Genomic DNA, 24,506 nt, shown 5'->3' with positions numbered 1-24,506 from the left:
CTACTATTCCCAACTCGTGACCGGTAGACCGGCCGGATCACAGAAACCTGAGGGTGCATGAAACCCGGGACGGTTCAAACCCGCACCGTTCTGAAATGCGGAAAACGGCCACTCACAATGGGTTTCACCATCATGAGCGGCCGTTGTCGACCACCCTGCCGGCCGTAGCTACGGGCACCCCAAGAACTGGCAGGTCGCGTTGGTGTTCTCGCCCGCGACGGTGCGGTAGTGGGGGTGGCCGCCGTACCAGCCGTCTTCGGCGGTCATGCCGACGACCTGGGGCGGCATTCCGCGGTGTACCAAGTTGTATCGATGGCAGGTCGTCCAGTCCCAGTCGACCTCGGTGAAGCCTCCGGGGACCGGCTGGCCCGGACACCAGGTGCCCGAGGAGGGTTCTGCCTGGGCAGTGCCGGCACTCAACCCGAAAGCGGCCAGACTCATCCCGCCGGACAACAGTGCCGCCGCGGCCAGTCGTGCGATTCGTCGCGTCATGTGAACTCACCTGTCTCTGCTGCTGATTGGTGAAGGAAGCATGCAGCCCGACGCTTGGCAGATTCTTGGCTTGCCCCCACGGGGCAGCCGAGCACGACCCGGCACCGGTCCGGTCCCCGGGTCGGTTCGGCGCCTGCGGCTAAACCAGTTCCGGCACCCGCAGGTGAGCGAAGGCCACGTCGAACTCGGCCTCGTCCAGCTCGGCCGCACCGGTTTCCTTCATGCGCATCTGCTTCATCGTGCGCGCGCCATCCCGGTTGCGCTCCATGGCTTCTCGGCTGTCGAACGTCGTGCAGGCCACGCCGCGTCCGGTGTTCCGATTGACCAGCAGGCTGGTGCTGCAGAAGCCCTCGAGCGCCTCACTGTCGGGGACGATGTTCATCTTGAAATGCTCGATGGCGGCGTCGGCGTGGGCCGGGTCGACATGTCCCCACGTAACCCGCGCGCACGCGCCCTCGGGCATCTGGCGAGCGCGGTGCAATATCGCGATGTCCCACTCGTCAACGGTCGGGGCGCCGCCACTGAACATCTGGGTCGCCTTTTCACGAATCGGCCGAACCTGCTCGGCGACGGCGTTCATCGCGTCCTGGGACTCCCACGCGGTCACCACGATGCACCGGCCGGACTCCCGGTCGGTGAGCAGCGACATGCCGACGAACCCGTCGAGACCTTGGAGTTGGGGCATCACTTCATCGCGGAGGTGAGCCACTCCCGAGTCGATAGCCGAGGGTTGTGCGTTGATAGTGGTAGAGCGTGCGTACACGGCCCACCCCCTCTATATCGGGGCAGCGCCCCAGCGGCGCCGCCGGTCCACCGATATACGTTCCTCCGATGTTCGGCGGGTGGCAATAGCCGATCGACACGGGTCTCGATATTGACGAGTGAGGACGAATTCCGTTCTGCGAGAACAGGAATTGACGACTAGCTTCGTTTTACGCCGGGAAGCCGGTCGACGAGCCAGCCCAGCCGGGCCACCGTGGTATCGAGCGGCTCCACGACTTCGGCGAGCCGCTTCAGGCTCGGCAGGGTCGCCGCGATGGAGTTGGCACCGTGGGCGATCTTCTCGGCAGACGTGTCGATGCCGGCCGCGGCCTCGGTCAACGTGGTGATCTGGCTGGCGATCAGTTCCGCATGCCGGTCGATGCCCGCTGCGCTCTCGCTCAGCTTGGCGATGTTGTCGGCAATGTACTGCGCGGACTTGCGAAGCTCGGCGACGTCGTCCATCAACGCAAAGACCGCCTGAACGAGGGTCTTCGGCCCACGCCGCCGTTTGCCCGGAGCACTCTCGGCTTCGCCTGCCTGCGCCATGACTCACGCCTTCCGTTCGACAGGAGCCCCCTTGTCCTTGGCCTCCTGCTGGTACTGCCGCAGCTCGGCTCGCACCGCTTCATCTAACGCGCGGTCAAGGCTAGCGTGGGCAGAACGGCGGGATACACGGCGCATGGCATCGATGAGGTCGGCGGCCCAGGCAAGTTCGACGTCGTTGCTGGGGTACCAGCCGGTCCCGCGCTGCCGGACCACCTCGGTGTGCCCGGCCCGGGTCATGGCGCGGGCCGCTTCGTCGAGCTTCTTGTCGACCGCGGTGGTGGTCTTGAGGATCGCCGCCAACGGCATCCCGCGGGAGATGAGCTTGGCGAAGTCGTCGATAACCCGCCGGTCAGGTACCAGGTAGGAGTCCTTCTCGTCGGTCGGCTCGATGATCCGGCCGGCGACGAGCCGTCGCAGCGTCGCGCCGTCGAGCCGGCCCAGCGCCATCTCCAGCTCTTGGCGCGTCATGGTCTGCGCCTCGGGGTTCGACCACGGCGAGATCACCAACTCCTCGAGCTCGGCGAGGTCCAGCACCTCGACGAGCCCCTCACCGCGCTGCAGGCCGGTGAGGAACTTCAGGATGTGCTTGACGGTGAAGCCCTCGCTGAGCAGCCGGACGATCGCCTGCAACTGGCTCAGGTGCCGATCGGTATAGATCGCGACCCGGCCCCGGCGCTGGGGCCGGGGCAGCAGGCCGTTCTCCTGGTAGACGCGGACGTTCCGGGTTGTCGTCCCCGCTTCGCGCGCGAGGTCGTCGATCCGGTACTCAGCCACCAGCGGATTCTATGCGGTCAGGACCGACGCACTGCTGGTCTGTTCAGCAGTGATCTTGAAGTCGTGCAGATTGACCGCCTTCAGCTGGTTGACGTACTGGGTGGCGAACCCGGGGAACATCGTCGCGTTGAAGCCGTCCTCGGTGAGGTACCAGCTCTGGCAGCCTGAGTTCCACGTGGTGGACTGCAGCCGCTGCTGGATGTCCTCGTTGTAGCGTGCCTGCACCTCGGGACGCACGTCGAGCGACTTCCACCCGAACTGCAGCAGCTTGGATATCGCCTCGACGATGTAGTCGATCTGCGCCTCCATGTACACCAGCGCGGAGCTGTGTCCGGGGCCGGAGTTGGGTCCGAAGGTGAAATACAGGTTGGGGTAACCGGATACCGCGACGCTGCGGTAGGCGTACGCGCCCCGGCTCCATTCCGTGGCGAGCTCCCGGCCGTCGATGCCGATGACGGGGAACGGGGTGCCGGCCTTGGACACCTCGAAACCGGTGGCGAACACGATGGCGTCGAACTGGTGCTCGATGCCTTCGACGGTCCGGATTCCCTTGGGCGACAACCGGGCAATGGGCCAGGTGACGAGCTTGCAGTTGTCGGCCTGCAGCGCCGGGTAGTAGTCGGCGGTCATCAGCAGTCGCTTGCAGCCGGCTGAGAAGTCCGGGGTCAGCTGGCGGCGCAGCCACGGGTCCTTCACCTGCCGGCGCAGGTTCGCCAGGCTCAGGGCTTCGACCACCCGGGTGAACGGGCTGTCCCACACCACACCGAGCGCCACCGACTCATGGCCCCAGAACCACGCCGAACGCATCAGCTTCTCGGCGAGCGGCACGTCCTTGTAGATCCGCTTCATCCAGCCGCTGGTGGCTCCGTTTATCCGCGGGATCACCCAGCCCGGCGTGCGCTGGAACACCTTGACCGACTTGGCGACCTTGATAAGTTCCGGGACGATCTGCACGCCGCTGGCGCCGGTACCGATGACGGCGACCTTCTTGCCGGTGAAGTCGTAGTCGTGATCCCAACGGGCGCTGTGGATCTTGTGGCCTTCGTAGGTTTCGATGCCCTCGATCTTCGGGAAGCTGGCGTTCGCCAGCGGCCCCGAGGCGACGATGACGGTGCGTGCCTGCACCGGTTCACGACCCTCGAAGTTGACGGTCCACTCCCCCGCCACCTCGTCGTACTCCACACCGGTGACGTTGTGGCCGAACCGGATATGCGGTGCGATACCGAACGACTCGACCATGCTGTCGATGTACCCGAGGATCTCGTCGCTACCGGAGTAGGTGTGCGACCAGTCCGGGTTCGGCGCGAAGCTGTAGGAGTACAGGCGCGACGGAATGTCGCACGCCGCACCGGGATACGTGTTGTCACGCCAGGTGCCGCCGACGCGGGTGCCGCGTTCGAAGATCTCGAAATCGGTGATGCCCTGGTCTTTGAGCCGGATGGCGGCGCCGATGCCAGCGAAGCCGGCGCCGATGATGGCTGTTGAGATAGTCACGGTGATAGTTCCTCTTGCTTACGCGACCGGCTCATAGGTCAGCTCGTCCGACCACGTCGGCGTGTACTTCACCAGCGGCATCGGGATGGCGCCGGTGACCACCACCAGCGAATCGGCGAGCCAGTGGTACTTCGAGGTCCGGTCGATCACCTTCTTGGCATGCCACGAGATGAACCGGTACATGGGTACCCGGCGCACGAAAGCGCTTCGCTCACCGACACTTTGGAACCGGCGCATCGCCTGGTACAGACGTTCCTCGTTGACGCCCATGGCCACGATGTTGTCGCGCATCTTGTTGAGCAGGGGGAAGTAGCTCAGCGTGCCGACGATCAGCGCCGGGTTCATCCAGCTGCCGACGAAGTCGACGACCAGCTTGCGCATGTCGGCGTGGCCGAGGATGTCCATGACCTCGAAGTCGACCGCGAGGTGCCGGGATTCGTCGGAGTTGATGCGCTTGAAAACCTCCTGCGCCACCGGATCTTTGACCTCATCGGTGATGAATTTGATGAGTGCCCCGTCGAGCGCCACCTCCAGCATGGGGATGACGGTGCCAAGGATCGACAGCGACATGCCGTCGGAGAACTTGTCGAGCCAGGTGATCACCAGCTGCACATTGACGCTCGGCGGCGGGACCTCGTCGTTCTCGAGCATGCCCCAGCGCCGCATCAGGGCCAGCTCGGCATTGGCGTGCTTCTGCTCCTCGGCGTGGAAGTGCTCATAGATGCTCTTGAGCGTCGGGGTCGGGGCCTTCCGCGCCAGCGCGGCGAAGCCACGGGCGCCGACGTTCTCGATCCACATCAGATCGGTCATGAACGGCTTGAGCTTGGCCCACAGCTCGGGCTCGATCAGCTCGGCACCCGGTGCGTCCCAGTCGATGTCGGCCAGGGCCCACTGCTTGTCCTTGATGCGCTGCAGCATCTCGTCGAGATCCATTGCCATGATGGGTTCCTTTCAGTCCTTGGGAAGTACGCGTCCGAGTAGTCCGGCGCCGCGGACGTACAGGGCGGGGAAGTGTCGCTTGAGGTGCCAGATGACGGTGGCGTCGATCTGCGGCACCACGTAGAGCCGGCCGCCGTCGTGCGCGTCCAGGGTGCGGGCGGCGACGTTGTCGGCGGACAGGCCGGTCCAGCGAGCCAGCTGCTGGCTCAGGCTCATCGAGCTCGGGGTGATGCGGCCGTCGGTGAAGACGTTGGTCTTCACGAAGGTCGGGCACAGCACGGTGACGGCGATGTCGGTGCCGTCGAGTTCGGCGGCGAGGGTTTCCGACAGTGACATCACGCCGGCCTTGGACACGTTGTAAGCCGCCATCGACGGTGCGGCGGCGAACCCGGCGGCCGAGGCCACGTTGATGATGCCGCCCCGGCCGGCTTCGCGCAGCAGCGGCGTGAAGACCTCACAGCCGTACACCACGCCCCACAGGTTGATGCCGAGCGCCCAGTCCCAGTCTTCGAAACCGATGTCGCCCACGGGCTTTCCGCCGATGCCGACGCCCGCGTTGTTGATCACCAACGTCGGCGCGCCACCGAAGATCTCCTGCGCCTGCTTGGCCAGCAGCTCGATGGCGGTGCGATCGGCGACGTCGCACTGCACGGCGTGCCCTTTGCCGGTCGGCAGCTGGTCGATCAGCGCGACGGTCTCCTTCGCGCGCTCCAGGCTGATGTCCGCGCAGATGATCTCGCCGCCCCGGCGCGCGAGCTCGAGCGCGAACGACCGCCCGATGCCGCTGCCGGCGCCGGTGACCACCGCCTTCGCCTTGTCCGAGCGGCGCTGACCGCGAAAGACATTCAGGATCGTGTCAAGGCCGATCATCAGCACACCTCTTCGAGCTCGTTGGATCGCTTGTAGGCATCGGCGACGAAGGCCGCGGCACGGCGCAGTGCCGGGCCGGCCTCGGGTGCCAGATGCGGCAGGGCCTGGAAGACGTGCACCATGCCGGGCCAGACCTCGAGCGTGCTGGTGCCGCCGGCGCGGCGCAGTTCGGCGTCGAGGTAGCGGGCGTCGGCGCGCAGCATCTCGAATCCGCCGACCTGAATCAGTATGGGCGGCAATTGGTCTGCCTTGGCGAAGTCGAGGCGCAGCCGCGGATCGGCCAGGTTCTGCCCTTGGGTGTACAGCCCGACCATGCGCGCGGCCGCGGTGGCCGACATCGCGGGATCGCGGTACGTCGCCTTCTCCTGCTCGAGTGCGAGACCGAGCGTCACGTCGATCAGCGGCGAGAACAGCACCACGCCCGCGGGCCGGAAGTCCGCGTCACCGGCGTGCGCCAGCAGCATGTCGCAGGTCAGGTGACCGCCGGCGGAGTCGGCGCCCATCACGATGTCCGAGGCCGCATAGCCTTCCGACAACAGCCACCGGTACCCGGCTTCGACGTCCTCGGCCGCCGTCGGGAAGCGGTGCTCGGGTGCCAGCCGGTAGTCCACGACGAACATCGGCAGTCCGGTCGCCTCCGACAACCGGGCCACCAGCTTGCGGTGGGTGCGTGCCGAGCAGATGACGTACGCGCTGCCGTGCACGTAGTAGCCGGCGCGGCGGCCGAACTCGACACCCGGGCCGAGAACCCACTCGCCCCGCAGGTGCGGCGTGCGGACCGGGACGATCCTGGTGCCGTCGGGCATCGAACCGAAGGTCTCCATGATGGTGGCGATCAGCCCGCGGCCGAACCAGACACCTGGGGTGTTCATCGGGATGACACTGGTCAGATTGCCCAGGGTCCAGCGGGTCACCGTGGCCGAGAGCGCGGCGCGCAACGTTGCGCGCGTGGGTACTTCGGGCAACGTTGCCCGATCAGTTTCCGTCACGGCAACTAGGTCATCATTAACTGTGCCATTTGTCAATGGCACAGTTAACGACGACAATCTGACCTGGTTCCACGACGGAAGGCATTTCCCCATGACCGCATCGACAGCGTCCAGGTCACACGAGTTGACCGTGGTCGAGGTGATCACCGAGACCCCCGACGCCGTATCGCTGGTCCTGACGGCCGCGCACGACGCGCGTGACCAGTTCACCTACCAGGCCGGCCAGTTCCTGACCCTGCGCATCCCGGCACACGGCGGCGCGGTCTCGCGGTGCTATTCCCTGTCGAGCAGTCCGGCCGCCGACGAGCACCTGAAGGTGACCGTGAAGCGCACCTCGGGCGGCCTCGCATCCAACTGGCTGTGCGACCATGTCGAGGCCGGAATGACGCTGGAATCTCTCACGCCCGCAGGCGCTTTCACGGTCCGCCCGGCGGACAGCGAGCTGATCTTCGTGGCCGCCGGCAGTGGCATCACCCCGGTCATCTCGATGATCCGCGCCGAACTGCTGCAGTCCGGCCGCCGGGTGACACTCGTCTACGCCAACCGCGACCGCGAGTCGGTCATCTTCGACGCCGAGTTGGCGGAACTGCTTGCGGCACATGCCGACCGGCTGACGGTCGCGCATTGGCTCGAGTCGGAATCCGGCCTGCCCACTCCGGCCGGCCTGCGCTCCTTGCTGCCCGCGACACCCTCAGCCGATACCGCCGCCTACCTGTGCGGCCCAGCGGCATTCATGGACGTGGCCGCGGCCGCCCTGCACGACGCCGGCGTCGCCCGTGAGCACGTGCACCGCGAGGTATTGGTGTCACTGACCACGGATGCTTTCGCCGCGCCGGAGCCGGTGACCGGTTCGGCCGCAACCTCCGACGCCGTGACCGCGACCGTCGAGATCGACGGCGACACCCATGAGATCAGCTGGCCCAAGAGCGAGGTGCTGCTCGACACCCTGCTGAGCCGAGGTATCGACGCACCCTACGCCTGCCGCGAAGGCAACTGCGGCGCCTGCGCGTACACGCTGCGCGAAGGCCAGGTGAGCATGCGGATCAACGACACCCTCGACGACTACGAACTCGGCATCGGCGTCCGGCTGGCGTGCCAGTCGATACCCGAATCCGACCATCTGACAGCGGTTTTCGACCGCTGACCGGCCGTCACGCCGCGTTGTCGGCGCCGGGCTCGGTGGCGTACGTACCGGGGTTGAACATCGACGCCACCGCACCCAGCAGCATCATGACCGCCGCCGCGCCAAACACCACGACGAGGCCGGAGTGGAACGGCTCGGTGATGAGCTGCGGGAAGAAGCTCTGACCCGTCAGGGTGGCGGCATCGACGCCCGGCTGTTGCAGCGTGTGGAACGGAGCCAGGAGCTCGCCCATCGGGTTGTAGCCGAGGAAGGCCGCGAACAGGCTCCCCACCGGCGGCAGTTCGGCCACCTGCTGCGCGACGTCGGCCGAAACCCCTTGCTGCTGCAGACCACTGGACAACGCGGTCGGCAAGGTGCCGGCCAGCCCGACGACCATGAGCGAGAAGAAGATACCGATCGACAGCGAGCTGCCGGCGTTGAAGAACGTCGACCGCACACCCGACGCCGCGCCGCGCTGCGCCGCCGGCACGCTCGACATGATGGCCGCGGTGTTCGGCGCGGTGAAGATGCCGCCGCCGACGCCGTTGAGGAACACCAGCAGGGCGAATTCCCAGTACGCGAAATTGACCGGAATCAGCAGCAGCGCAACGAAGGTCACCGCCATCAGCAGCATGCCGCCGACCGCCAGTGGCCGCGCGCCGAAGCGGTCGGACAGGCTGCCGGCGACGGGTGCCGCCACCAGGAAGCCGATGGTCGCCGGCAGCAGGTAGATGCCCGCCCACAGCGGCGTCGATTCGAAGTCGTAGCCGTGCAGCGGCAACCAGATGCCCTGCAGCCAGATGATGAGCATGAATTGGAGGCCACCGCGGCCCACCGACGACAGCAGCCCGGCCAGGTTGCCCATGCCGAAGGTCGCCGACTTGAACAGCCGCATGTCGACCATCGGCGACTCGACCTTGAGCTCGATGATGCAGAACACCACCAACAGCAGCAGACCCACACCGATGGAGCCGAGGACGGCGGGACTGCCCCAGCCCGTCGGCGAATTGCCGTACGGCTGAATGCCATACGTGATGCCGAGCAGCAGCACCGTCAGGCCCAAGCCGAATGTCACCGTGCCGGCCCAGTCCAGCTTGCCGGGCGACCGGGTACCCAGCTCACGCAGCGAGCGGTAGCTCCAGATGGCGCCGATCACGCCGATCGGGATGCCGACCCAGAACACGGCCTTCCACTCCCATTCCGAGAGGAACCCGCCGATCAGCAGACCGAGGAACGATCCGGCCACCGCGGCCACCATGTTCACGCCGAGTGCCATGCCGCGCTGGTTGGCCGGGAAGGCGTCGGTCAGGATCGCCGACGACGACGCCATCAGCATCGCGCCGCCGATGCCCTGGATCACCCGCCAGGCGATGAGCCAGATCGCACCGCCACCGAGGTGGAACGGATCGAACGACAGCGCGACGGCCGCCAGCGTGAAGATGACGAAACCCAGGTTGTAGATGCGGACCCGGCCGTACATGTCCCCGAGCCGGCCGAACGGCACCACGAGCACGGCCGTCACAACGAGGTAGCCCATCAGCATCCACAGCAGGTAGCTGACGTTGCTCGGCGCCAGCGGGTTCAGCCCGATACCCCGGAAGATCGCCGGCAGTGAGATCAGCACGATCGAGGCGTTGATCGTGGCCAGCAGTGTGCCCAGCGTGGTGTTGGCCAGCACGACCCACTTGTAGCGCGGGTGGTCGTGGTCCATCTGGACGCGTCGGCGCGCGGTTGCCGCGAGCGCGGTGTCGCGCTGCCCGGTGAGCTCGGTGTCAGTCGTCATCAGTCGGTCTTCGCTCCAATATCAGAAAAACATATGTTAGCTATACAAACGACCTCATGACAATTCCGTCCCGTTCACCGGGCCGCAACGCACCCTTGCCTTCCGGCGCGCATCGACTACGGTGAACAACGTCCGCGCGGGAGCGCACACCCTGGTGCGCTGAGAGGACGGCTGAATGGCGCCGTCGACCGTATGAACCTGACCGGGTAATGCCGGCGTAGGGAGTAAGCAGATGTCTGCAATTGCTGTATTCAACGACCTTTCCTGCGGCCCCATCCAGGGCAGCACCAAGGTTTACCGGGAGCTTCCCGACGGTGGAAAGGTCCCGTTCCGCCGGGTCAACCTGACCACCGGTGACCACCTCGACCTGTACGACACCTCGGGTCCGTACACCGACGAGAACGCGACCATCGACCTGGAGAAGGGTCTGCCCGCCCGCCCCGGTGTCGTCAAGGACCGCGGCACCCAGCTGCAGCGCGCCCGGGGCGGCGAGATCACCGCCGAGATGGCGTTCATCGCCGAGCGCGAGGGCCTGTCCGCCGAGCTGGTGCGCGACGAGGTCGCCCGCGGCCGCGCCATCATCCCGGCCAACCACAACCACCCCGAGCTCGAGCCGATGATCATCGGCAAGGCCTTCGCCGTGAAGGTCAACGCCAACATCGGCAACTCGGCTGTCACGTCGTCCATCTCCGAAGAGGTCGACAAGATGGTGTGGGCCACCCGCTGGGGTGCCGACACCATCATGGATCTGTCCACCGGCAAGGACATCCACCAGACCCGCGAGTGGATCCTGCGCAACTCCCCCGTCCCCGTCGGCACCGTGCCGATCTACCAGGCGCTGGAGAAGGTCAACGGCGATCCCACCAAGCTGACCTGGGAGCTGTACCGCGACACCGTCATCGAGCAGTGCGAGCAGGGCGTCGACTACATGACGGTGCACGCCGGCGTGCTGCTGCGCTACATCCCGCTGACGGTCAAGCGCGTCACCGGCATCGTGTCGCGCGGCGGCTCGATCATGGCGGCGTGGTGCCTGGCGCACCACCAGGAGTCGTTCCTCTACACGCACTTCGAAGAGCTCTGCGAAATCCTGCAGCGCTACGACGTCACCTTCTCCCTCGGTGACGGCCTGCGCCCAGGCTCGATCGCCGACGCCAACGACGAGGCCCAGTTCGCCGAGCTGCGCACCCTCGGCGAGCTCACCAAGATCGCGAAATCCCATGGCGTGCAGGTGATGATCGAGGGCCCGGGCCACGTCCCGATGCACAAGATCGTCGAGAACGTGCGCCTGGAAGAGGAACTCTGCGAGGAGGCCCCGTTCTACACGCTGGGCCCGCTGGCGACGGACATCGCGCCGGCGTACGACCACATCACCTCGGCCATCGGCGCGGCGATCATCGCCCAGGCCGGTACCGCGATGCTGTGCTACGTCACCCCGAAGGAACACCTGGGCCTGCCCAACCGCAAGGACGTCAAGGACGGGGTGATCGCTTACAAGATCGCCGCGCACGCCGCTGACCTGGCCAAGGGCCACCCCGGCGCGCAGGACCGCGACAACGCGCTGTCGCAGGCGCGCTTCGAGTTCCGCTGGCACGACCAGTTCGCGCTGTCGCTCGACCCGGACACCGCCCGCGCGTTCCACGACGAGACGCTGCCGGCCGAGCCCGCCAAGACGGCGCACTTCTGCTCGATGTGCGGGCCGAAGTTCTGCTCGATGCGCATCACGCAGGACATCCGCGACGCCTACCCGGACGGGGTCGCCCCCGACTTCGCGGACGAGATCGCCCAGGGCATGGCAGAGAAATCCCAGGAGTTCGCCGACCATGGCAACCGGGTGTATCTACCCTTGACGTCGTGATGCGTCCGTGAACCTTCTGCCTTTGACCCCGCCGGGCGAAACGCCGTTGCGGGTGATGACCATCGCCGGCTCGGACTCCGGCGGCGGCGCCGGCATCCAGGCCGACCTGCGTACCTTCGCGATGCTCGGCGTGCACGGGTGCGTCGCCGTCGCCGCGGTGACGGTGCAGAACTCGGTGGGGGTCAAGGGTTTTCACGAGCTGCCGCTCGACATCATCAGCGGGCAGATCACCGCGGTCGCCGACGACATCGGCATCCAGGCGGCCAAGACCGGCATGCTGGCCTCGGCCGAGATCATCGGTGCGGTCGCCGAGACGTGGCAGGGTCTCGACGGCGACATCCCGCTGGTCGTCGACCCGGTGTGCGCGTCCATGCACGGTGACCCGCTGCTGCACCCGAGCGCGCTGAATTCGGTTCGCACCCAGCTGTTTCCGATCGCCACGCTCGTCACCCCGAACCTCGACGAGGTCCGGCTGATCACGGGCATCGACGTTATCGACGCGTCGACCCAGAAAGATGCCGCCAAGGCCCTGCACGACCTGGGCCCGAAGTGGGCCCTGGTCAAGGGCGGTCATCTGCGGTCCAGCGATCACAGCCCGGACCTGCTGTACGACGGCAGCGAGTTCTACGAATACACCACCGAGCGCATCGACACCGGCCATGACCACGGCGCGGGCGACACGCTCGCGGCGTCCACGGCTTGCGCACTGGCGCACGGCTTTTCGGTGCCCGACGCGGTGGCGTTCGGCAAGAGCTGGGTGACCGAGTGCCTGCGGGCGGCCTACCCGCTGGGCCACGGCCACGGTCCGGTCAACGCGCTGTTCAGGTTGGCCCATGAATCTTGACGAGATCGCGGGCATCGCGCACGAACCCGACGGGACGCCGACGGGCGTCGTGCTGCTCACGCACGGCGCCGGCGGTAACCGCGATGCCCCACTGATCGTCCGCATCTGCGACGAATGGGCTCGCCACGGCTGGCTCGCCATCCGATACAACCTGCCCTACCGGCGGCGCCGCCCGAAGGGGCCGCCGTCCAACTCGGCGGCGTCGGATCAGGCCGGCATCGTCGAGGCCATCGAACTGGCGCACACGCTGACCGATGGCCCGGTGATCGCCGGCGGCCATTCCTACGGGGGCCGGATGACGTCGATGGTGGCGGCGCAGGGCGCTGACCTGGCGGCACTGACGCTGTTCTCCTATCCCCTGCACCCGCCCGGCAAGCCCGAGCGGGCGCGCACCGAGCACCTGGGCCAGATCAAGGTCCCGACGGTCTTCACCCACGGCACAGCCGACCCGTTCGGGAGCATCGACGAGCTGACGGCCGCAGCCCAGCTGATCCCGGCGCCCACCGAGCTCATCGAGATCACCGGGGCCCGCCATGACCTGGGATCCAAGACCCTGGACGTCCCGGCGCTGGCGGTCGCCGCGGCGCTTGTGTTCGTGGCGCGAAGCGGTACCTGAGGTACCGTCTGAATATGACGACGCAGCAGTTCGACGCGGTCATCGTCGGCGCAGGATTCGCCGGTATCGGTGCGGCCATCCAGCTCAAACGCCTCGGGATCGAGAACTTCACCCTCCTGGAGCGCGAGGACGACCTCGGCGGCACCTGGTACGTCAACCACTATCCCGGACTCGCGGTCGACGTGCCCACCACCACGTACTCCTATTTCTTCGAGCCCAACCCGAACTGGTCGCGGCTGTTCACCCCGGGCCCGGAGATCAAGCGGTACGCCGACGACGTCGCCGCCAAGTACGACGTGCGGCGGCACATCCGGTTCAACGTCGTCGTCAACGGAGCCCGCTGGGATGAGGAAGCGTCGCTGTGGCGCGTCAACATCGCCGACGGTGAAACGCTCAGCGCGCGCTATCTGATCACGGCCACCGGCTTCCTGTCGCAGCCGAACATCCCGGCGATCCCCGGCATCGAAAGCTTCGAAGGTCGCGTCATCCACACCACCGACTGGGATGACGACTACGACCCGGCCGGCAAGCGCATCGCCGTCATCGGTACCGGCGCGACCGCGGTGCAGCTGATTCCCGAGCTGGCCAAGACCGCCGCCGACCTGACGGTGTTCCAGCGCACGCCGATCTGGGTGGTACCCAAGATCGACCCGCGCTTCGGCGCGCGTGCCAAGAAGATGTTCGCCCGATTCCCGTTGACGCAGCGTGTTCTTCGCTGGCTCACCGACTCGATCTACGAGGTCATGGTGTCCGTCGGGGTCCGGCACTACGGCATGTTCCGCGGCCGCTTCAACATCTCGGCCTCCGACCTGTCGAAGATGCACCGGTTCTTCGTCATCCGCGACAAGGACCTGCGGCGCCGGCTGACCCCGGACTACGACTTCGGTTGCAAGCGGCCGACTTTCAGCAACGGCTACTACCAGGCCTTCAACCGGCCCAACGTGCACCTGCAGGACGCCGGCATCGACCACATCGTCTCCGACGGCATCATCGGCAACGACGGGGCCAAGGTCGAGATCGACACCCTGGTGCTCGCGACCGGTTTCGACCTGTGGGAGGCCAACTTCCCGGCCATCGAGGTGATCGGCCGCGAGGGCCGCGATCTCGGAAAGTGGTGGCGCGAAACGCGTTTCCAGGCCTACCAGGGCGTCTCGATGCCGTACTTCCCGAACTATCTGAGCCTGGCGAGTCCGTACGCGTTCCTGGGGTTGAACTTCTTCAACACCATGGAGTACCAGATGCGGCTGATGGACCGGCTTTTCACCGAGGTGAAGAAGCGCGGAGCGACGACGTTCGAGGTCACCGAGGAAGCCAATACCGCGTTCCTCGACCGCATGACGGAACTGCTCGGCGACTCGCTGTTCACCCTCGGCAACTGCGCCAGCGCGCACTCGTACTATTTCAATCCCGCGGGTGAGCCCACGCTGCTGCGCCCGTCGTCGACCGAGACGGCGATTCGGGAAGCTTCCGAATTTCCGTTGAGCGACTACAAGATTTCGTGATCAGAGAGGACCACAGGTGACCGACGCCGCCGAGAACACCGCTGGAAAGAAGGGCCTGCTGGCCGGGATCGGCCTGGCACTGGCCGGACTGGCGCACTTCGTCAAGCCCGACCTCTTCAAGGGCATCACCGCGACGGCGTTCCCAGACGACATCGACAAGCACCTCAAGGTCAACGGAACCATCGAGACGGCGCTCGGCGTCGGCCTGATCGTGCCCCAGACCCGCAAGCTCGCGACCGTCGGCGTGATCGGCTACGTCCTGTACCTGGGCGCCAACGTCGCCCGCAACCGCTAGGCGCGGGCCGGCAGGTGCTTGGACCAGCCTGCCGCACAGATCACGGTGCACACTGCCGCCAGTAGGCCGACGACGGTGAGCATCGCCGGGTAGCTGACGTAGTGGGCCAGCGCGGCGAGCACCGCGGGGAGCAGGAAGCCGACGTACGCCAGCGAGTAGTACACGCCAGACACCCCGGCCAATTCGTGGGGTTCGGCGATGCGCTGAATCTCCAGCAGCCCGGACACGATGGCGATGCCGTACGCGCTGCCCAGCAGCATGGCCACCAGCACCGCGATGGCCGGCGAGCGCGTGACCGCCGTGGCGACCGCGGCGAACACCCCGGCCGACATCAGCACCATCGACACCACCACCGCGCGGGCGCTGGAATGGTCGTCCAACCGCCTCGCGACCGGCTGCACCAGCACGCCACAGGCCAGCGTCAGCACCGTCAGACCCGCGGTGTACAGCAGCGCCCAGGAGCCCAGCCGGTCGGCCACCAGAGCCGGCACGATGGCGTACGCGATGGCCGCCGAACCGAAAACCCACGGCGCCATCGGGGCCACGACGCGGACGAAGCGGCGGTGCGTGGCGGCCGGAACCCGCAACTGGGACAACAGGTCTCCACTGACCCGGGCACCCCGGGTCTCGACCGTCCGCGTCAGCACCAGCCACAGCGCCGGCGCGCACAGCGCGGCCTGCACCAGGTACGTCAGTGTCAACGGCAGCGGCGCGAACTGCGCCAGCAGGCCCGAGCACAAGGGGCCGATCGCCAGCCCCAGCGACAGCCAGATCGAGGCCCGCCGGGCGCCGGCCCCCGTCGCTGCGGTGTCATACGGCGGTGCGGACAGCTCCGCGATCCAGGTCGAACCGACGGCCATCGCGACACCCACGCTCAGCCCACACAGCAGCCGGCCGACGAAAAGTGCTGGGAATCCGCCCAATTCACCGGTCGCGAGAATCAGGCTGCCCAGCGCCGAGCTGATCAAGCCCGCGACCATCAATGGGCGCCGGCCGTACCGGTTCGACATGGCCGCCGCGACCAGCAGGCCGGGGATCAGGCCCAGCACGTAGGCGCCCAGCAGGACGTCGACGTCCACGCGCGAGTATCCGGCGCGGTGCACGTATTCGATCAGCATCGGGGTGAATTGGTTTCCGCCCCAACCGATGCAGAAGACACCGGCGGCGACGGCGAGCCATGGCTTCACACGGGCGCGACTCATCGCAGCACCACCTCGTACGTCGACTCGAGGTGCGCCAGCAGGCGGGCGTCGAACGCCGTCGCGTCGCGGACGTCGATGGCCTGGGCCAGCTCGGCGTGTTCGGCGATGAGCCGGTCGACGAGCGTCTGGTCGGCCTGCACGGCGTCGGCCATCATGCGGCGTTGCCGGTCGCCCAACGAGCCGTAGAACCGCTGCGCGATGCAGTTGCCGGCGGAGTCCACGATGTGCCGGTGGAAGGCGTCGTCGAGCTCGGCGAAGCGCGCCAGATCGGTGGCCGCGCCACGCTGCTGGTCGATCAGCCGGGCGAGTTCGGCAGCCACTGCCTGCGCGGTGGCCTCAGAACGGCAGAGGCGGCGCACAGCACTGCCCTCCAGCGCCAGGCGCATCTCGAGCAGGTCGGTGGCTTCCCGCGGCGAGATCGGGACGACGACCGCGCCTCGCCGGGGCAGCAGATCCAGCAGGTCTTCGGCCGCCAGCCGCAGGAAGGCCTCGTGCACCGGGGTCCGGCTCACGCCGAGTTCCGCCGCGACCGCGACCTCGCTCAGCAGCTGCCCGCCCTTGACCGCGCCGACCAGGATCTTGCTCTTGGTGTCACGGTAGGCGCGCTCGCTGGCGGGAGTCTGATCAATGGCCACGGGACGACAGTAGCAACTTGCATGCAAGCTTGCATACAAGCAGTGACGGACCTAACTCAGGGCCTGATCAGTGCTGCTGCGGCCCGAAGTTGTTGAAGCCGCCGCGCTCGCGCGGCTGCGGCTGGTAGACCGTCGAGGTCTGCACCGACGTCGACGTTTCCGTCGAGGTCTGCACCGACGTCGAGGTCTCGGTCTGCGTCTGGGTCTCGGTCTGGGTGGCCGTCTCGGTGTTGGTCACCGTCTCCGGAGCGGGCGCCGGCGCCTGCTGCTGACCGCCGCCCGCGCTACCGCCGCCACCACCGCCGTGGTGCTGCTTGGCCGTCGTCGTGGTGGTCGTGGTGCTCGACGGGGTGACTGTCACGGTGGCCGGCGCGTTGTTGCCCTGCGAACCACAGGCGACGGTCAGCCCGCCCATGGCCACGACAGTCACGGTGCCGGCAACGGCCGACCAACGGCGATAGGTGCTTTTCATGGGCACCATTACTAACCCGGCAACCTGGCAACCGGACTCACAGGAACGGCGACTCCAGTTATGCAGTAGCTGTGAAACTCGGCTACTTGCCTGCTTGCCGGTGTCGTTCGTCGTGCAACGGCACACCGTTGGGGCCCGTCAGCGACTGCGCGTACGTGGCGACCGCAAACGCGACGGTGGGTCCGGTCACGGCCAGCGCCGCGCGGTTCAGCTGCTCGACGGTATCGCCCTTCGGCCCGTACCCGGGATCGAAAGCGGCGCCCGCCTGTCCGCCCCACAAGCGCGCCTGGATCGGTGATTTCCGCTGCGACGTGCCGGTCGAGATGCCGCCGACCGGAATCCCGGCGGTGAGGAACGGACCGTAGCCACTGCCCAGATCCATCGTCATGTCGGCGGGCCGCTTGCCGGCGAGATACAGATATCCGGCCAGCGTGCGCTCGAGCCCGGCCGACCCGGCGGGCACCGCGTCAAGCGGGATCTCAGGGTTCGCCTGGCCGGACTGGTCGCCGTCGAACGTGAAGAACCCGGCGTTGGGTGAACCGAGGATGTCGAAATCCAGATACAGCGCAATGTCATTCAGCGGTTCGGCAGCCAACCCGCGCACGTACTTGGTGGCGCCTTCCTGACCCACGGCGCCCGAACCCCAGAACGTGAACCGCACCGCGTTCTCGATCTTCGGCGAGCCGCCCAGCGCTGCGGCCGTCTCCAGCAGTGCCGACACCCCGGTTGCCGCGTCATTGATGCCCGCGCTCGTCGGCGCGCTGTCGAGGTGCGCGCCCGCCAGCACGACGCTGTGCTGGTCGCCGGTCTTGGTCTGAGCCAAGACGTTTCGCGATTTCACACCGGTGTTCTTGGCGTCGAGGGTGAGCTTCACCGGGCTGTTGGTTTTCAGCAGTACGGCATCGGCGTCCTTGCCGATGATGCCCACCGGCGTGTTGAGGTGTTCGTAGTAGCCGGGGCTGAACAGCCCGCGCGGGGCGCCGTTCGCGCTGGGCGGGCTGACCACCAGCACCGCGACCGCGCCGCGGGCCACCGCCGCATTCTGCTTGTCGACCACCGAGCACACCGCGTCGTCGACCACCGCGATGGCTCCCCGCAGGTTGAGGGTGCCGTAATCGTCCGGAGCGCAACCGGCCGGCTTGACAGGGTGCAACGTCGGCGCGGTCAGGCCGCCGGGCGCCGTGGACGTCAACAGCGAGGCCTGCACGACCCCCCACCGACGGCCACCGACGTCGAGCACCGGATTGCCGGGGGCACCGCGTTCCACGCGCACATACTCGGGGGTCTGCACGTCGAACCCTTTGTCCCGCAGCAGGTTCGCGACGTAGTCGACGCTGGCCTGGTAGCCGGGGGTGCCGTCGGCGCGGGTGCCCTTGTTCTCCGCCGCGATGGCGGCGAACTTCCTCAGATGCGTGTAGATGCCGTCGGTGCCCACCCTGCCGGCCAGATCGCGCGCGAGATCAGGCGCGGGCGGCGGCGGTGGGGCCGGTGGCTGCGGCGGTGGTGCACACGACGCCAGAACAGCGGTCAGCAGCCCGGCGGCCAGTGCCCGCCTCATGATGCCGAGACCACGTGCCGGGTCCGGTCATCGCGGACCGGAACGCCGTTGCGGCCACTCAAATCCTGGGCGTACCGCCCCACCCCGAAAGCCACTCCACGACCCATGATGTCCATTGCCGTGCGGTTGATGTGCGCCAAGTCGTCCGTCTTCTTGTGGTAGTTGGAGTCGAAAGGTTTTCCGGCGGTGCCGCCCCACAGCCGGGCCTGCTCGTCGTTCATGTTTTCCTCGTCGCCGGTGCCCAACCCACCCGCCGGGATACCGGCCTTGGTGAAGGCGTCGTAGTCCGACCGTCCGTTGAACGGGTAGTCCTGAGGCGGCTTACCGGCATCGGACAGATACGCCGTGAAGGTGCGATCGATTCCCGCCGAGCCCTCCGGGATACGCGGCACCAGGTCGTCGGCCAGCGGCGGGCCGGACAGGTTGCCGTCGTAACTGAAATAGCCGGCGTTCTCCGAGGCCAGCATGTCGAAATTCAGATACAGCGCAATGTCTTTGAGCGCCTCGACGTCGAGGGATTCGATGTATCGGTCAGAGCCGATCGTGCCCTCCTCCTCGGCGCCCCAGAACGCGAACCGCACCGCGTTCGCGATCTGCGGGGCGCTGCCCAGCTGCAATGCCGTCTCCAGGACCGCGGCCACGCCGGAGCCGTTGTCGTTGATCCCCGGCCCTTCCTTGACGCTGTCCAGATGTGCACCGACCATCACGACGTCATGCTCGGACCCGGTCTTGGTCTGGGCTATCACGTTGCGGGTGTGCTCAACCCGCACACCGGCGTCCAGCTTGAGGGACACCGGCCCCGGGGCGGCCCGCAGCCGAGCCCCGGCCGCCTTCGAGATCAGTACCGCGGGAATTCTCACCGTCGCCTTGGCGCCCAGGGTGCCGCCCCGCGCGGGGACGCCCGCGTCGTCGACGTCGTCCTTGTTGTCGGCCACCACCAACGCGACGGCGCCGTGCACTGCCGCGGTCGCCTCCTTCACCGCGAAGGGGCACGTGCCACGGTCCACCAGCGCGACCGCGCCCTTGATCGGCAGGCCGTCGTAATCGGCACTGTTGCAGCCTGATGCGGGACCGCCTTTGACCGGCACCAGCGGTGCGGTGAGACCGGGGGTGCCGACCGAATACTCCAGCGCCCGCGCCGGTATCCGGGTGCCGGCCACGGTCAGTTCAGGCGTGTTGTTGTACGCCACCTTGACTTCCATATCCGGAGTGACGACGTCGAAACCCTTGGCGCGCAGCGCATTCGCGACGTAGTCCACGCTCGCGTCGTAACCAGGTGTGCCGAACGCCCGGTTCCCACCGTGAGCGTCGGCGATGGCCTGCAGCTTGGCCAGGTGACCGGTCGTCGCCTCGACCGTCACGCTCTTGGACAGCTCGCCGGCGAAGTCATCGGCCGTAGGCTCCGATCGGCCGCACCCCGAGATGCCGACCGCCAGCACGAGCGCGAGCGCGACGCGGGTGCGGACCATGGGCACCACCGTAGCGTGCAGGCTCACAGAAACCGATGCACCGGGCCAGATGGCGAAGCTGGTGGCCGTTCCCGAACGCCCGCAGTGGATGAGCTGAACCGTTTCGGTGGAAGCGCAGCAAACATCAACCGAAATCGGGTATACGGATTCAGTGGACAATCCACCCGGGCCGACCATCTGCCTCAACATGATCGTGCGCAACGAAGCACACATCGTCACCGAGGTGCTCGATGCGGTCGCGCCCTATATCAGCTACTGGGTCATCGTGGATACCGGCTCCGCCGATGGCACCCAGGAGACGATCCGAAATCACATGGCGCATCTCGGAGTCCCCGGGGAGGTCCACGAACGCAGATGGCGCAATCTCGGCGAAAACCGTTCCGAAGCACTGCAGCTCGCCCATGGCCACAGTGACTACATCTGGGTCATGGACGCCGACGACACCGTCCGCGGCCGGCCCGACTTCACGCGACTCTCCGCCGACGTCTACTCCATGCGGATCAGCGACGGGCTGCTGTACTGGCGGCGGCAGCTATTTCGCGACGGCCTCCCGTGGCGATACATCGGCGTCGTCCACGAATACGCCGACTGCACTGAGCCGTTCCACGAGGAGCGCCTCGAAGGCGACTACTTCATCGAGTCCCGCCGACTCGGCGCCCGTAACAACGATCCGCGAAAGTACGAGCGGGATCGCGACCTGTTGCTGGTGGAGGTGCAGCGCGACCCGACGAACGAACGTTCGGCCTTCTACCTCGCCGAAAGCTATTTCAACCTGGGTGATTTCGCCAACGCCCGAATCTGGTCGGGCCGGCGCGCCGAGATGGGCGGCTGGGACGAAGAGACGTTTTACGCCCTATGCCAGGTGGCCCGGTCGATGTGCCGCCTGGGCGAACCGTGGCCGCAGGTCTTGGATGCTTACCTGCGGGCTTGGGCGTTCCGGCCTACCCGCGCTGAGCCGCTACATGCCATCGCCGCCGAGTACCGTGCCCGGGGCGAGTATCAGCTCGGTTATCTCTTCGCACGATGCGCAGCGGAGATACCGCTTCCGGAGGCAGACATCCTGTTCGTCGATTCGTCCGTCTACCAATGGCGTGCCCTCGATGAACAATCCGTCTGCGCATCATGGACCGGCCGGCACGCAGAATCGTTTGCGTTGTGCCGTCAGCTGCTCGCCCGTACTGACATCAACGGCGAGGACCGCAGCCGAATAGCGAGGAACCGCGATCAGTCCGTTCCGGCGCTGCTCGAAGCCGCGTCGGCATACCCTGAAGCATTGGTACACAACATGTCCAGCCACCAGCGGGGTGCCGCGGTGACGATCAGCCTGCTCGCGGGACCGGACATCCGAACAACCCAACTGGCGCTCAACACATTCATGAACTGCTGTCTGGACGTAGGCCAGGCACATCGATTCCTGGTGCTCGACACCGGTCTCGCCGGCCGAGACCGGGCACTCTTGTTGGAGCAGTACCCCTTCCTAGAATTCGTCGATCACACCCCTCGACGGAACCACTGGCAGAACTCAGCGCACTGCGCGAGCACATCAATGGCCGCTACTGGTTCCATCTCGACCAGGGGTGGCTGTTCTTCGCCCCCGAGAATTTGGTCGGCAGGATGCGGGCAGTCCTCAACGCCGAGCCGACCGTCGTTCAGGTAGGCGTCAACTTCGCTGACGCACAATCCATCTCCGGCGTGTACGCACGAAACGACATAGTCTTGCGGACCGCTGAAGGCCACCGATACGTCGTCGTCGATGACGCCACCCGCGGTCCGGCGATGATCGACCTATGGCGTCTGGACGCCAAACCCGCAGCTGGGCCACGAACAACCGCCCTTGACGAGGTGTTCTGCATCAAGGGCGGTTGATCGTTCGCGGTTTATCCGCCGGCGCCACCTGCACCGCCGGCACCTCCACCGCCACCGGCACCACCAGCGCCGCCGCTCACACCGAACGTCGCATGGCCCGCGGAGCCGGTGCTGCCCGCGCTGCCGGCAGCACCTGTGTGTCCGGCGCTTCCTGCCGCACCCGCAGTGCCACCGGCGCCAGTGGCGCCCGTACTTCCGGACGCGCCGGTCTTTCCGGGCGTTCCGGCTGCGCCGGTGCTGCCTGTCGCTCCGGTCGCGCCTGTCGCACCCTTCGCGCCGGTGGCACCTGTGCTGCCGGCCGTGCCGCCGGACCCAATTCCCAAGCCGCCCAACAAACCGCCACCACCGCCGGCGCCCGCAGCGCCGCCGGTACCACCCGTGCCGCCCACGCCGCCCTGGCCGCCGTTGCCTCCGGCACCAGGCGCACCGCCGGCCCACCGGTTGCACCGCCGCCACCGGCACCACCAACGCCGGCCGCGCCGCCGGTACCACCCGTACCGCCGGTGCCACCCTTACCACCCGCACCGCCGGTGCCACCCGCACCACCTGCGATCGCGAAGGGCAGCGGGGCAATCGGCGAGATGCCGTCGCCACCGGCGCCACCGGTACCGCCGGTGCCACCGGTACCGCCGGTACCGCCCGTGCCACCAGTCCCACCGGAACCGCCCGTGCCGCCTGCGCCACCATTGCCGCCTGCGCCACCATTGCCACCATTGCCACCCGTGCCGCCGGTGCCACCCGAACCGCCGGTGCCACCGGTTCCGCCGGTGCCACCAATACCGCCGTCACCACCTTGGCCGCCGCCACCGAACAACGTGAGCAGGCCGGCACTGCCACCGGCACCACCGGCACCGGCCGCAGTACCCTGCAGACCCGTCCCACCGGCACCACCGCCGCCGCCGGAGCCGCCCGGCGTACCGGCACCACCGCCGCCGCCGGAGCCGCCCGGCGTACCGGCACCACCGGTTCCGCCGGTGCCACCGGTTCCGCCAGTGCCACCGGTACCACCAGTGCCGCCTGAAGCACCCGCGCCACCCGCGGCGCCCGCACCACCGGTGCCACCAGTGCCGCCCTTCAACCCGATCAATACAAAGTCGCTGCCCTTGGAGCCGGTCGCGCCGGCAGTGCCCGCAGTTCCCGCGGTGCCCGCGGTACCTGCCGCGCCGGCTGCGCCTGCGGCTCCGGTAGCGCCGGTCGCACCTGCCGTACCGGTCGCGCCGTCGGTGCCAGCAACGCCGTCACCGCCCGCGCCGCCGGTGACGCCAGTCGCACCGAAGCCACCTGCGCCGCCATTACCGCCCTTGCCGCCGGTCCCGAACAGCCCGAGCAGACCCATGTTTCCGCCCTTGCCGCCGTTACTGCCGGCCAGGACGTCGGTGCCGTCGGCGCCGTTGCCGCCTCGGCCGCCACTACCGAACAGCAGACCTGCTGCGCCGCCGTCACCGCCGTTGACTCCTGCATCGGTGCTGTCCCAGCCTGCGCCGCCGTCACCGAACAAGATGCCACCGGCTTGGCCGTTCGGGTGCGCAGCCGTACCTGCCGCGCCGTTACAGATCAGACCGCACGGACTGTCCAATGGGTCCGGCGTCGTCGGGGCGAACGGCTTGATGAGCGCTTTCGGTCCCGGCGGCGACGCGTTCGCCCCGAACAACCCGGTCAACCACCACAAGGGGTTGTTCGGATCCTGCGCAGGCGCCAGCGGGAAGCTGAAATCGGTGAGTTCAACCGCTCGCGGCGACGCTGTGAGCGCGTCCACCGCGCCTGGCGGAATCGCCATTACGATGCCGGCACTCGCGGCTGCGACGCCCAAGGCACCGGTCGCGAGATAATTGACGGACCTCAAGGTCCTGCCGGACTTTTGTTTGCGATGCTTGGACACGATCGAATCCCCTTTGGATTCAGAGCGTTTTGCCGCCCCGCGCTCGGCCTATTGGAAATTACCATGTTTGCCCACTAGCCAACAGATTCCTCAAAAAATCCGCATAAACGCACGTGGAGTGCTGATATTGCTACTGCATAGTAAATATTTGCAGTTTGCAGGAAGAAGGTTTATTAACTATCGCGATTGAATATTTTTAATCGGTCTCATACGCCTCATGCGCCACTCCATGTTCTCCGCTACACGAAAAAGGAAACGCGCGGCAGAGAGTCGACTTTGCAAACAAATCTATGCTCGGCCAATCGTGAAAAGACGGGGTGGTTTCCATTTTCTGCGGACGGCATCTTCTTTTGCGGGTGCGGCATCGAGGCGGCGGTCGACCATTGTCGATGCCGCCATCGAGGACACCGATCACGCCAAGTTCGAAGCAAAACGCAAGGGCGGCAACGCCCATCGCGATGGCAGGTGTCGCTTGCCAGGGTGATGGGACCACCTGATTGCCAGGGGGATGGGACCACCGTGGCGCGTTACTGAGGATGCT

The 24,506-nt window shown here is 67.0% G+C and carries 22 protein-coding genes, 1 pseudogene and 1 riboswitch; of the genes and pseudogenes, 8 read left to right on the top strand and 15 right to left on the bottom strand.

The window, feature by feature from the left end:
• Nucleotides 1-168 precede the first annotated feature (168 nt).
• The 8 genes from ACJH7A_RS27580 to ACJH7A_RS27545 form a co-directional block, all read right to left on the bottom strand.
• Nucleotides 169-492 (bottom strand): hypothetical protein, encoded by a 324-nt coding sequence (locus ACJH7A_RS27580; RefSeq protein ID WP_061004478.1) that lies wholly within the window; start codon nucleotides 490-492, stop codon nucleotides 169-171.
• Nucleotides 493-631: 139 nt separating this feature from the next.
• Nucleotides 632-1,255: a hypothetical protein gene (locus ACJH7A_RS27575; RefSeq protein WP_061004476.1), complete on the bottom strand. Its 624-nt coding sequence runs from the start codon at nucleotides 1,253-1,255 to the stop codon at nucleotides 632-634.
• A 158-nt stretch (nucleotides 1,256-1,413) separates the two neighbouring features.
• Complete coding sequence (locus ACJH7A_RS27570) at nucleotides 1,414-1,800, bottom strand: hypothetical protein (protein WP_406803039.1); 387 nt, start codon at nucleotides 1,798-1,800, stop codon at nucleotides 1,414-1,416.
• 3 nt (nucleotides 1,801-1,803) lie between these two features.
• Nucleotides 1,804-2,574, bottom strand: coding sequence for a MerR family transcriptional regulator (locus tag ACJH7A_RS27565; protein ID WP_406803038.1), 771 nt, complete (start codon nucleotides 2,572-2,574; stop codon nucleotides 1,804-1,806).
• 9 nt (nucleotides 2,575-2,583) lie between these two features.
• Nucleotides 2,584-4,068 (bottom strand): flavin-containing monooxygenase, encoded by a 1,485-nt coding sequence (locus ACJH7A_RS27560; RefSeq protein WP_406803037.1) that lies wholly within the window; start codon nucleotides 4,066-4,068, stop codon nucleotides 2,584-2,586.
• An 18-nt stretch (nucleotides 4,069-4,086) separates the two neighbouring features.
• Nucleotides 4,087-5,007, bottom strand: a complete 921-nt coding sequence (locus tag ACJH7A_RS27555) for a ferritin-like domain-containing protein (protein WP_406803036.1) — start codon at nucleotides 5,005-5,007, stop codon at nucleotides 4,087-4,089.
• 12 nt (nucleotides 5,008-5,019) lie between these two features.
• On the bottom strand, nucleotides 5,020-5,877 hold the full coding sequence (locus tag ACJH7A_RS27550) for an SDR family NAD(P)-dependent oxidoreductase (protein ID WP_110767803.1): 858 nt from the start codon (nucleotides 5,875-5,877) through the stop codon (nucleotides 5,020-5,022).
• On the bottom strand, nucleotides 5,877-6,866 hold the full coding sequence (locus ACJH7A_RS27545; RefSeq protein ID WP_406803035.1) for an alpha/beta hydrolase: 990 nt from the start codon (nucleotides 6,864-6,866) through the stop codon (nucleotides 5,877-5,879). Before ACJH7A_RS27545 ends, ACJH7A_RS27550 begins: the two co-directional genes overlap by 1 nt.
• A 91-nt stretch (nucleotides 6,867-6,957) precedes the next feature.
• Here ACJH7A_RS27545 and ACJH7A_RS27540 point away from each other — a divergent pair, with 91 nt between their 5' ends.
• On the top strand, nucleotides 6,958-8,010 hold the full coding sequence (locus ACJH7A_RS27540) for a 2Fe-2S iron-sulfur cluster-binding protein (protein ID WP_406803034.1): 1,053 nt from the start codon (nucleotides 6,958-6,960) through the stop codon (nucleotides 8,008-8,010).
• A gap of 7 nt (nucleotides 8,011-8,017) precedes the next feature.
• On the opposite strand, the gene ACJH7A_RS27535 is transcribed toward ACJH7A_RS27540, so the two are convergent.
• Nucleotides 8,018-9,772 (bottom strand): MFS transporter, encoded by a 1,755-nt coding sequence (locus ACJH7A_RS27535; protein WP_135356069.1) that lies wholly within the window; start codon nucleotides 9,770-9,772, stop codon nucleotides 8,018-8,020.
• A gap of 126 nt (nucleotides 9,773-9,898) precedes the next feature.
• Nucleotides 9,899-10,014, top strand: a riboswitch (TPP riboswitch).
• On the opposite strand from ACJH7A_RS27535, the gene thiC reads away from it, so the two are divergent.
• From thiC to ACJH7A_RS27510, 5 genes are all read left to right on the top strand, one after another.
• The gene (gene thiC, locus ACJH7A_RS27530) at nucleotides 10,005-11,627 is read left to right on the top strand and encodes a phosphomethylpyrimidine synthase ThiC (protein WP_406803033.1); all 1,623 of its coding nucleotides are present in this window, start codon (nucleotides 10,005-10,007) and stop codon (nucleotides 11,625-11,627) included. It overlaps the preceding riboswitch by 10 nt.
• Before the next feature lie 7 nt (nucleotides 11,628-11,634).
• Entirely contained in the window at nucleotides 11,635-12,471 is an 837-nt protein-coding gene (gene thiD / locus ACJH7A_RS27525; protein WP_082762123.1) for a bifunctional hydroxymethylpyrimidine kinase/phosphomethylpyrimidine kinase, read from the top strand.
• Nucleotides 12,461-13,087, top strand: coding sequence for an alpha/beta family hydrolase (locus tag ACJH7A_RS27520; RefSeq protein ID WP_061002153.1), 627 nt, complete (start codon nucleotides 12,461-12,463; stop codon nucleotides 13,085-13,087). The genes thiD and ACJH7A_RS27520 overlap by 11 nt, the downstream gene beginning before the upstream one ends.
• Before the next feature lie 14 nt (nucleotides 13,088-13,101).
• Entirely contained in the window at nucleotides 13,102-14,589 is a 1,488-nt protein-coding gene (locus ACJH7A_RS27515; protein ID WP_061002150.1) for an NAD(P)/FAD-dependent oxidoreductase, read from the top strand.
• A gap of 16 nt (nucleotides 14,590-14,605) precedes the next feature.
• Entirely contained in the window at nucleotides 14,606-14,884 is a 279-nt protein-coding gene (locus tag ACJH7A_RS27510) for a hypothetical protein (protein ID WP_061002148.1), read from the top strand.
• Here ACJH7A_RS27510 and ACJH7A_RS27505 read toward each other — a convergent pair.
• From ACJH7A_RS27505 to ACJH7A_RS27485, 5 genes are all read right to left on the bottom strand, one after another.
• A complete protein-coding gene (locus tag ACJH7A_RS27505; protein ID WP_061002146.1) occupies nucleotides 14,881-16,086 on the bottom strand; it encodes an MFS transporter in 1,206 nt (401 codons plus the stop codon). The two genes, ACJH7A_RS27510 and ACJH7A_RS27505, sit on opposite strands and share 4 nt — an antisense overlap.
• A complete protein-coding gene (locus tag ACJH7A_RS27500) occupies nucleotides 16,083-16,721 on the bottom strand; it encodes a GntR family transcriptional regulator (RefSeq protein WP_406803032.1) in 639 nt (212 codons plus the stop codon). Before ACJH7A_RS27500 ends, ACJH7A_RS27505 begins: the two co-directional genes overlap by 4 nt.
• A gap of 67 nt (nucleotides 16,722-16,788) precedes the next feature.
• Entirely contained in the window at nucleotides 16,789-17,193 is a 405-nt protein-coding gene (locus ACJH7A_RS27495) for a hypothetical protein (RefSeq protein ID WP_162563420.1), read from the bottom strand.
• A gap of 82 nt (nucleotides 17,194-17,275) precedes the next feature.
• A complete protein-coding gene (locus ACJH7A_RS27490; RefSeq protein ID WP_406803031.1) occupies nucleotides 17,276-18,751 on the bottom strand; it encodes a M28 family peptidase in 1,476 nt (491 codons plus the stop codon).
• Nucleotides 18,748-20,220: a M28 family peptidase gene (locus tag ACJH7A_RS27485; RefSeq protein WP_061002137.1), complete on the bottom strand. Its 1,473-nt coding sequence runs from the start codon at nucleotides 20,218-20,220 to the stop codon at nucleotides 18,748-18,750. Before ACJH7A_RS27485 ends, ACJH7A_RS27490 begins: the two co-directional genes overlap by 4 nt.
• A gap of 151 nt (nucleotides 20,221-20,371) precedes the next feature.
• Between ACJH7A_RS27485 and ACJH7A_RS27480 the strand changes: the two genes are divergently transcribed.
• Both ACJH7A_RS27480 and ACJH7A_RS27475 read left to right on the top strand, forming a co-directional pair.
• The gene (locus ACJH7A_RS27480) at nucleotides 20,372-21,877 is read left to right on the top strand and encodes a glycosyltransferase (RefSeq protein WP_286150109.1); all 1,506 of its coding nucleotides are present in this window, start codon (nucleotides 20,372-20,374) and stop codon (nucleotides 21,875-21,877) included.
• Nucleotides 21,878-21,936: 59 nt separating this feature from the next.
• Nucleotides 21,937-22,086, top strand: coding sequence for a hypothetical protein (locus ACJH7A_RS27475; protein ID WP_234785527.1), 150 nt, complete (start codon nucleotides 21,937-21,939; stop codon nucleotides 22,084-22,086).
• 11 nt (nucleotides 22,087-22,097) lie between these two features.
• Here ACJH7A_RS27475 and ACJH7A_RS27470 read toward each other — a convergent pair.
• Nucleotides 22,098-23,863: pseudogene (locus ACJH7A_RS27470) on the bottom strand (PGRS repeat-containing protein).
• Nucleotides 23,864-24,506 lie beyond the last annotated feature (643 nt).

Origin of the sequence: Mycobacterium sp. SMC-17 (assembly GCF_045310915.1) — a bacterium.
Classification (GTDB): Bacteria; Actinomycetota; Actinomycetes; order Mycobacteriales; family Mycobacteriaceae; genus Mycobacterium.
This window is presented reverse-complemented; position numbering and strand designations above follow the sequence as displayed.

Bases quoted from the DNA above. Each gene is read 5' to 3' on its own strand.
- ACJH7A_RS27580 (WP_061004478.1), bottom strand. From the start codon at position 492: ATGACGCGACGAATCGCACGACTGGCCGCGGCGGCACTGTTGTCCGGC.
- ACJH7A_RS27570 (WP_406803039.1), bottom strand. From the start codon at position 1,800: ATGGCGCAGGCAGGCGAAGCCGAGAGTGCTCCGGGCAAACGGCGGCGT.
- ACJH7A_RS27555 (WP_406803036.1), bottom strand. From the start codon at position 5,007: ATGGCAATGGATCTCGACGAGATGCTGCAGCGCATCAAGGACAAGCAG.
- ACJH7A_RS27550 (WP_110767803.1), bottom strand. From the start codon at position 5,877: ATGATCGGCCTTGACACGATCCTGAATGTCTTTCGCGGTCAGCGCCGC.
- ACJH7A_RS27540 (WP_406803034.1), top strand. From the start codon at position 6,958: ATGACCGCATCGACAGCGTCCAGGTCACACGAGTTGACCGTGGTCGAG.
- ACJH7A_RS27535 (WP_135356069.1), bottom strand. From the start codon at position 9,772: ATGACGACTGACACCGAGCTCACCGGGCAGCGCGACACCGCGCTCGCG.
- thiC (WP_406803033.1), top strand. From the start codon at position 10,005: ATGTCTGCAATTGCTGTATTCAACGACCTTTCCTGCGGCCCCATCCAG.
- ACJH7A_RS27520 (WP_061002153.1), top strand. From the start codon at position 12,461: ATGAATCTTGACGAGATCGCGGGCATCGCGCACGAACCCGACGGGACG.
- ACJH7A_RS27515 (WP_061002150.1), top strand. From the start codon at position 13,102: ATGACGACGCAGCAGTTCGACGCGGTCATCGTCGGCGCAGGATTCGCC.
- ACJH7A_RS27505 (WP_061002146.1), bottom strand. From the start codon at position 16,086: ATGAGTCGCGCCCGTGTGAAGCCATGGCTCGCCGTCGCCGCCGGTGTC.
- ACJH7A_RS27495 (WP_162563420.1), bottom strand. From the start codon at position 17,193: ATGAAAAGCACCTATCGCCGTTGGTCGGCCGTTGCCGGCACCGTGACT.
- ACJH7A_RS27490 (WP_406803031.1), bottom strand. From the start codon at position 18,751: ATGAGGCGGGCACTGGCCGCCGGGCTGCTGACCGCTGTTCTGGCGTCG.
- ACJH7A_RS27485 (WP_061002137.1), bottom strand. From the start codon at position 20,220: ATGGTCCGCACCCGCGTCGCGCTCGCGCTCGTGCTGGCGGTCGGCATC.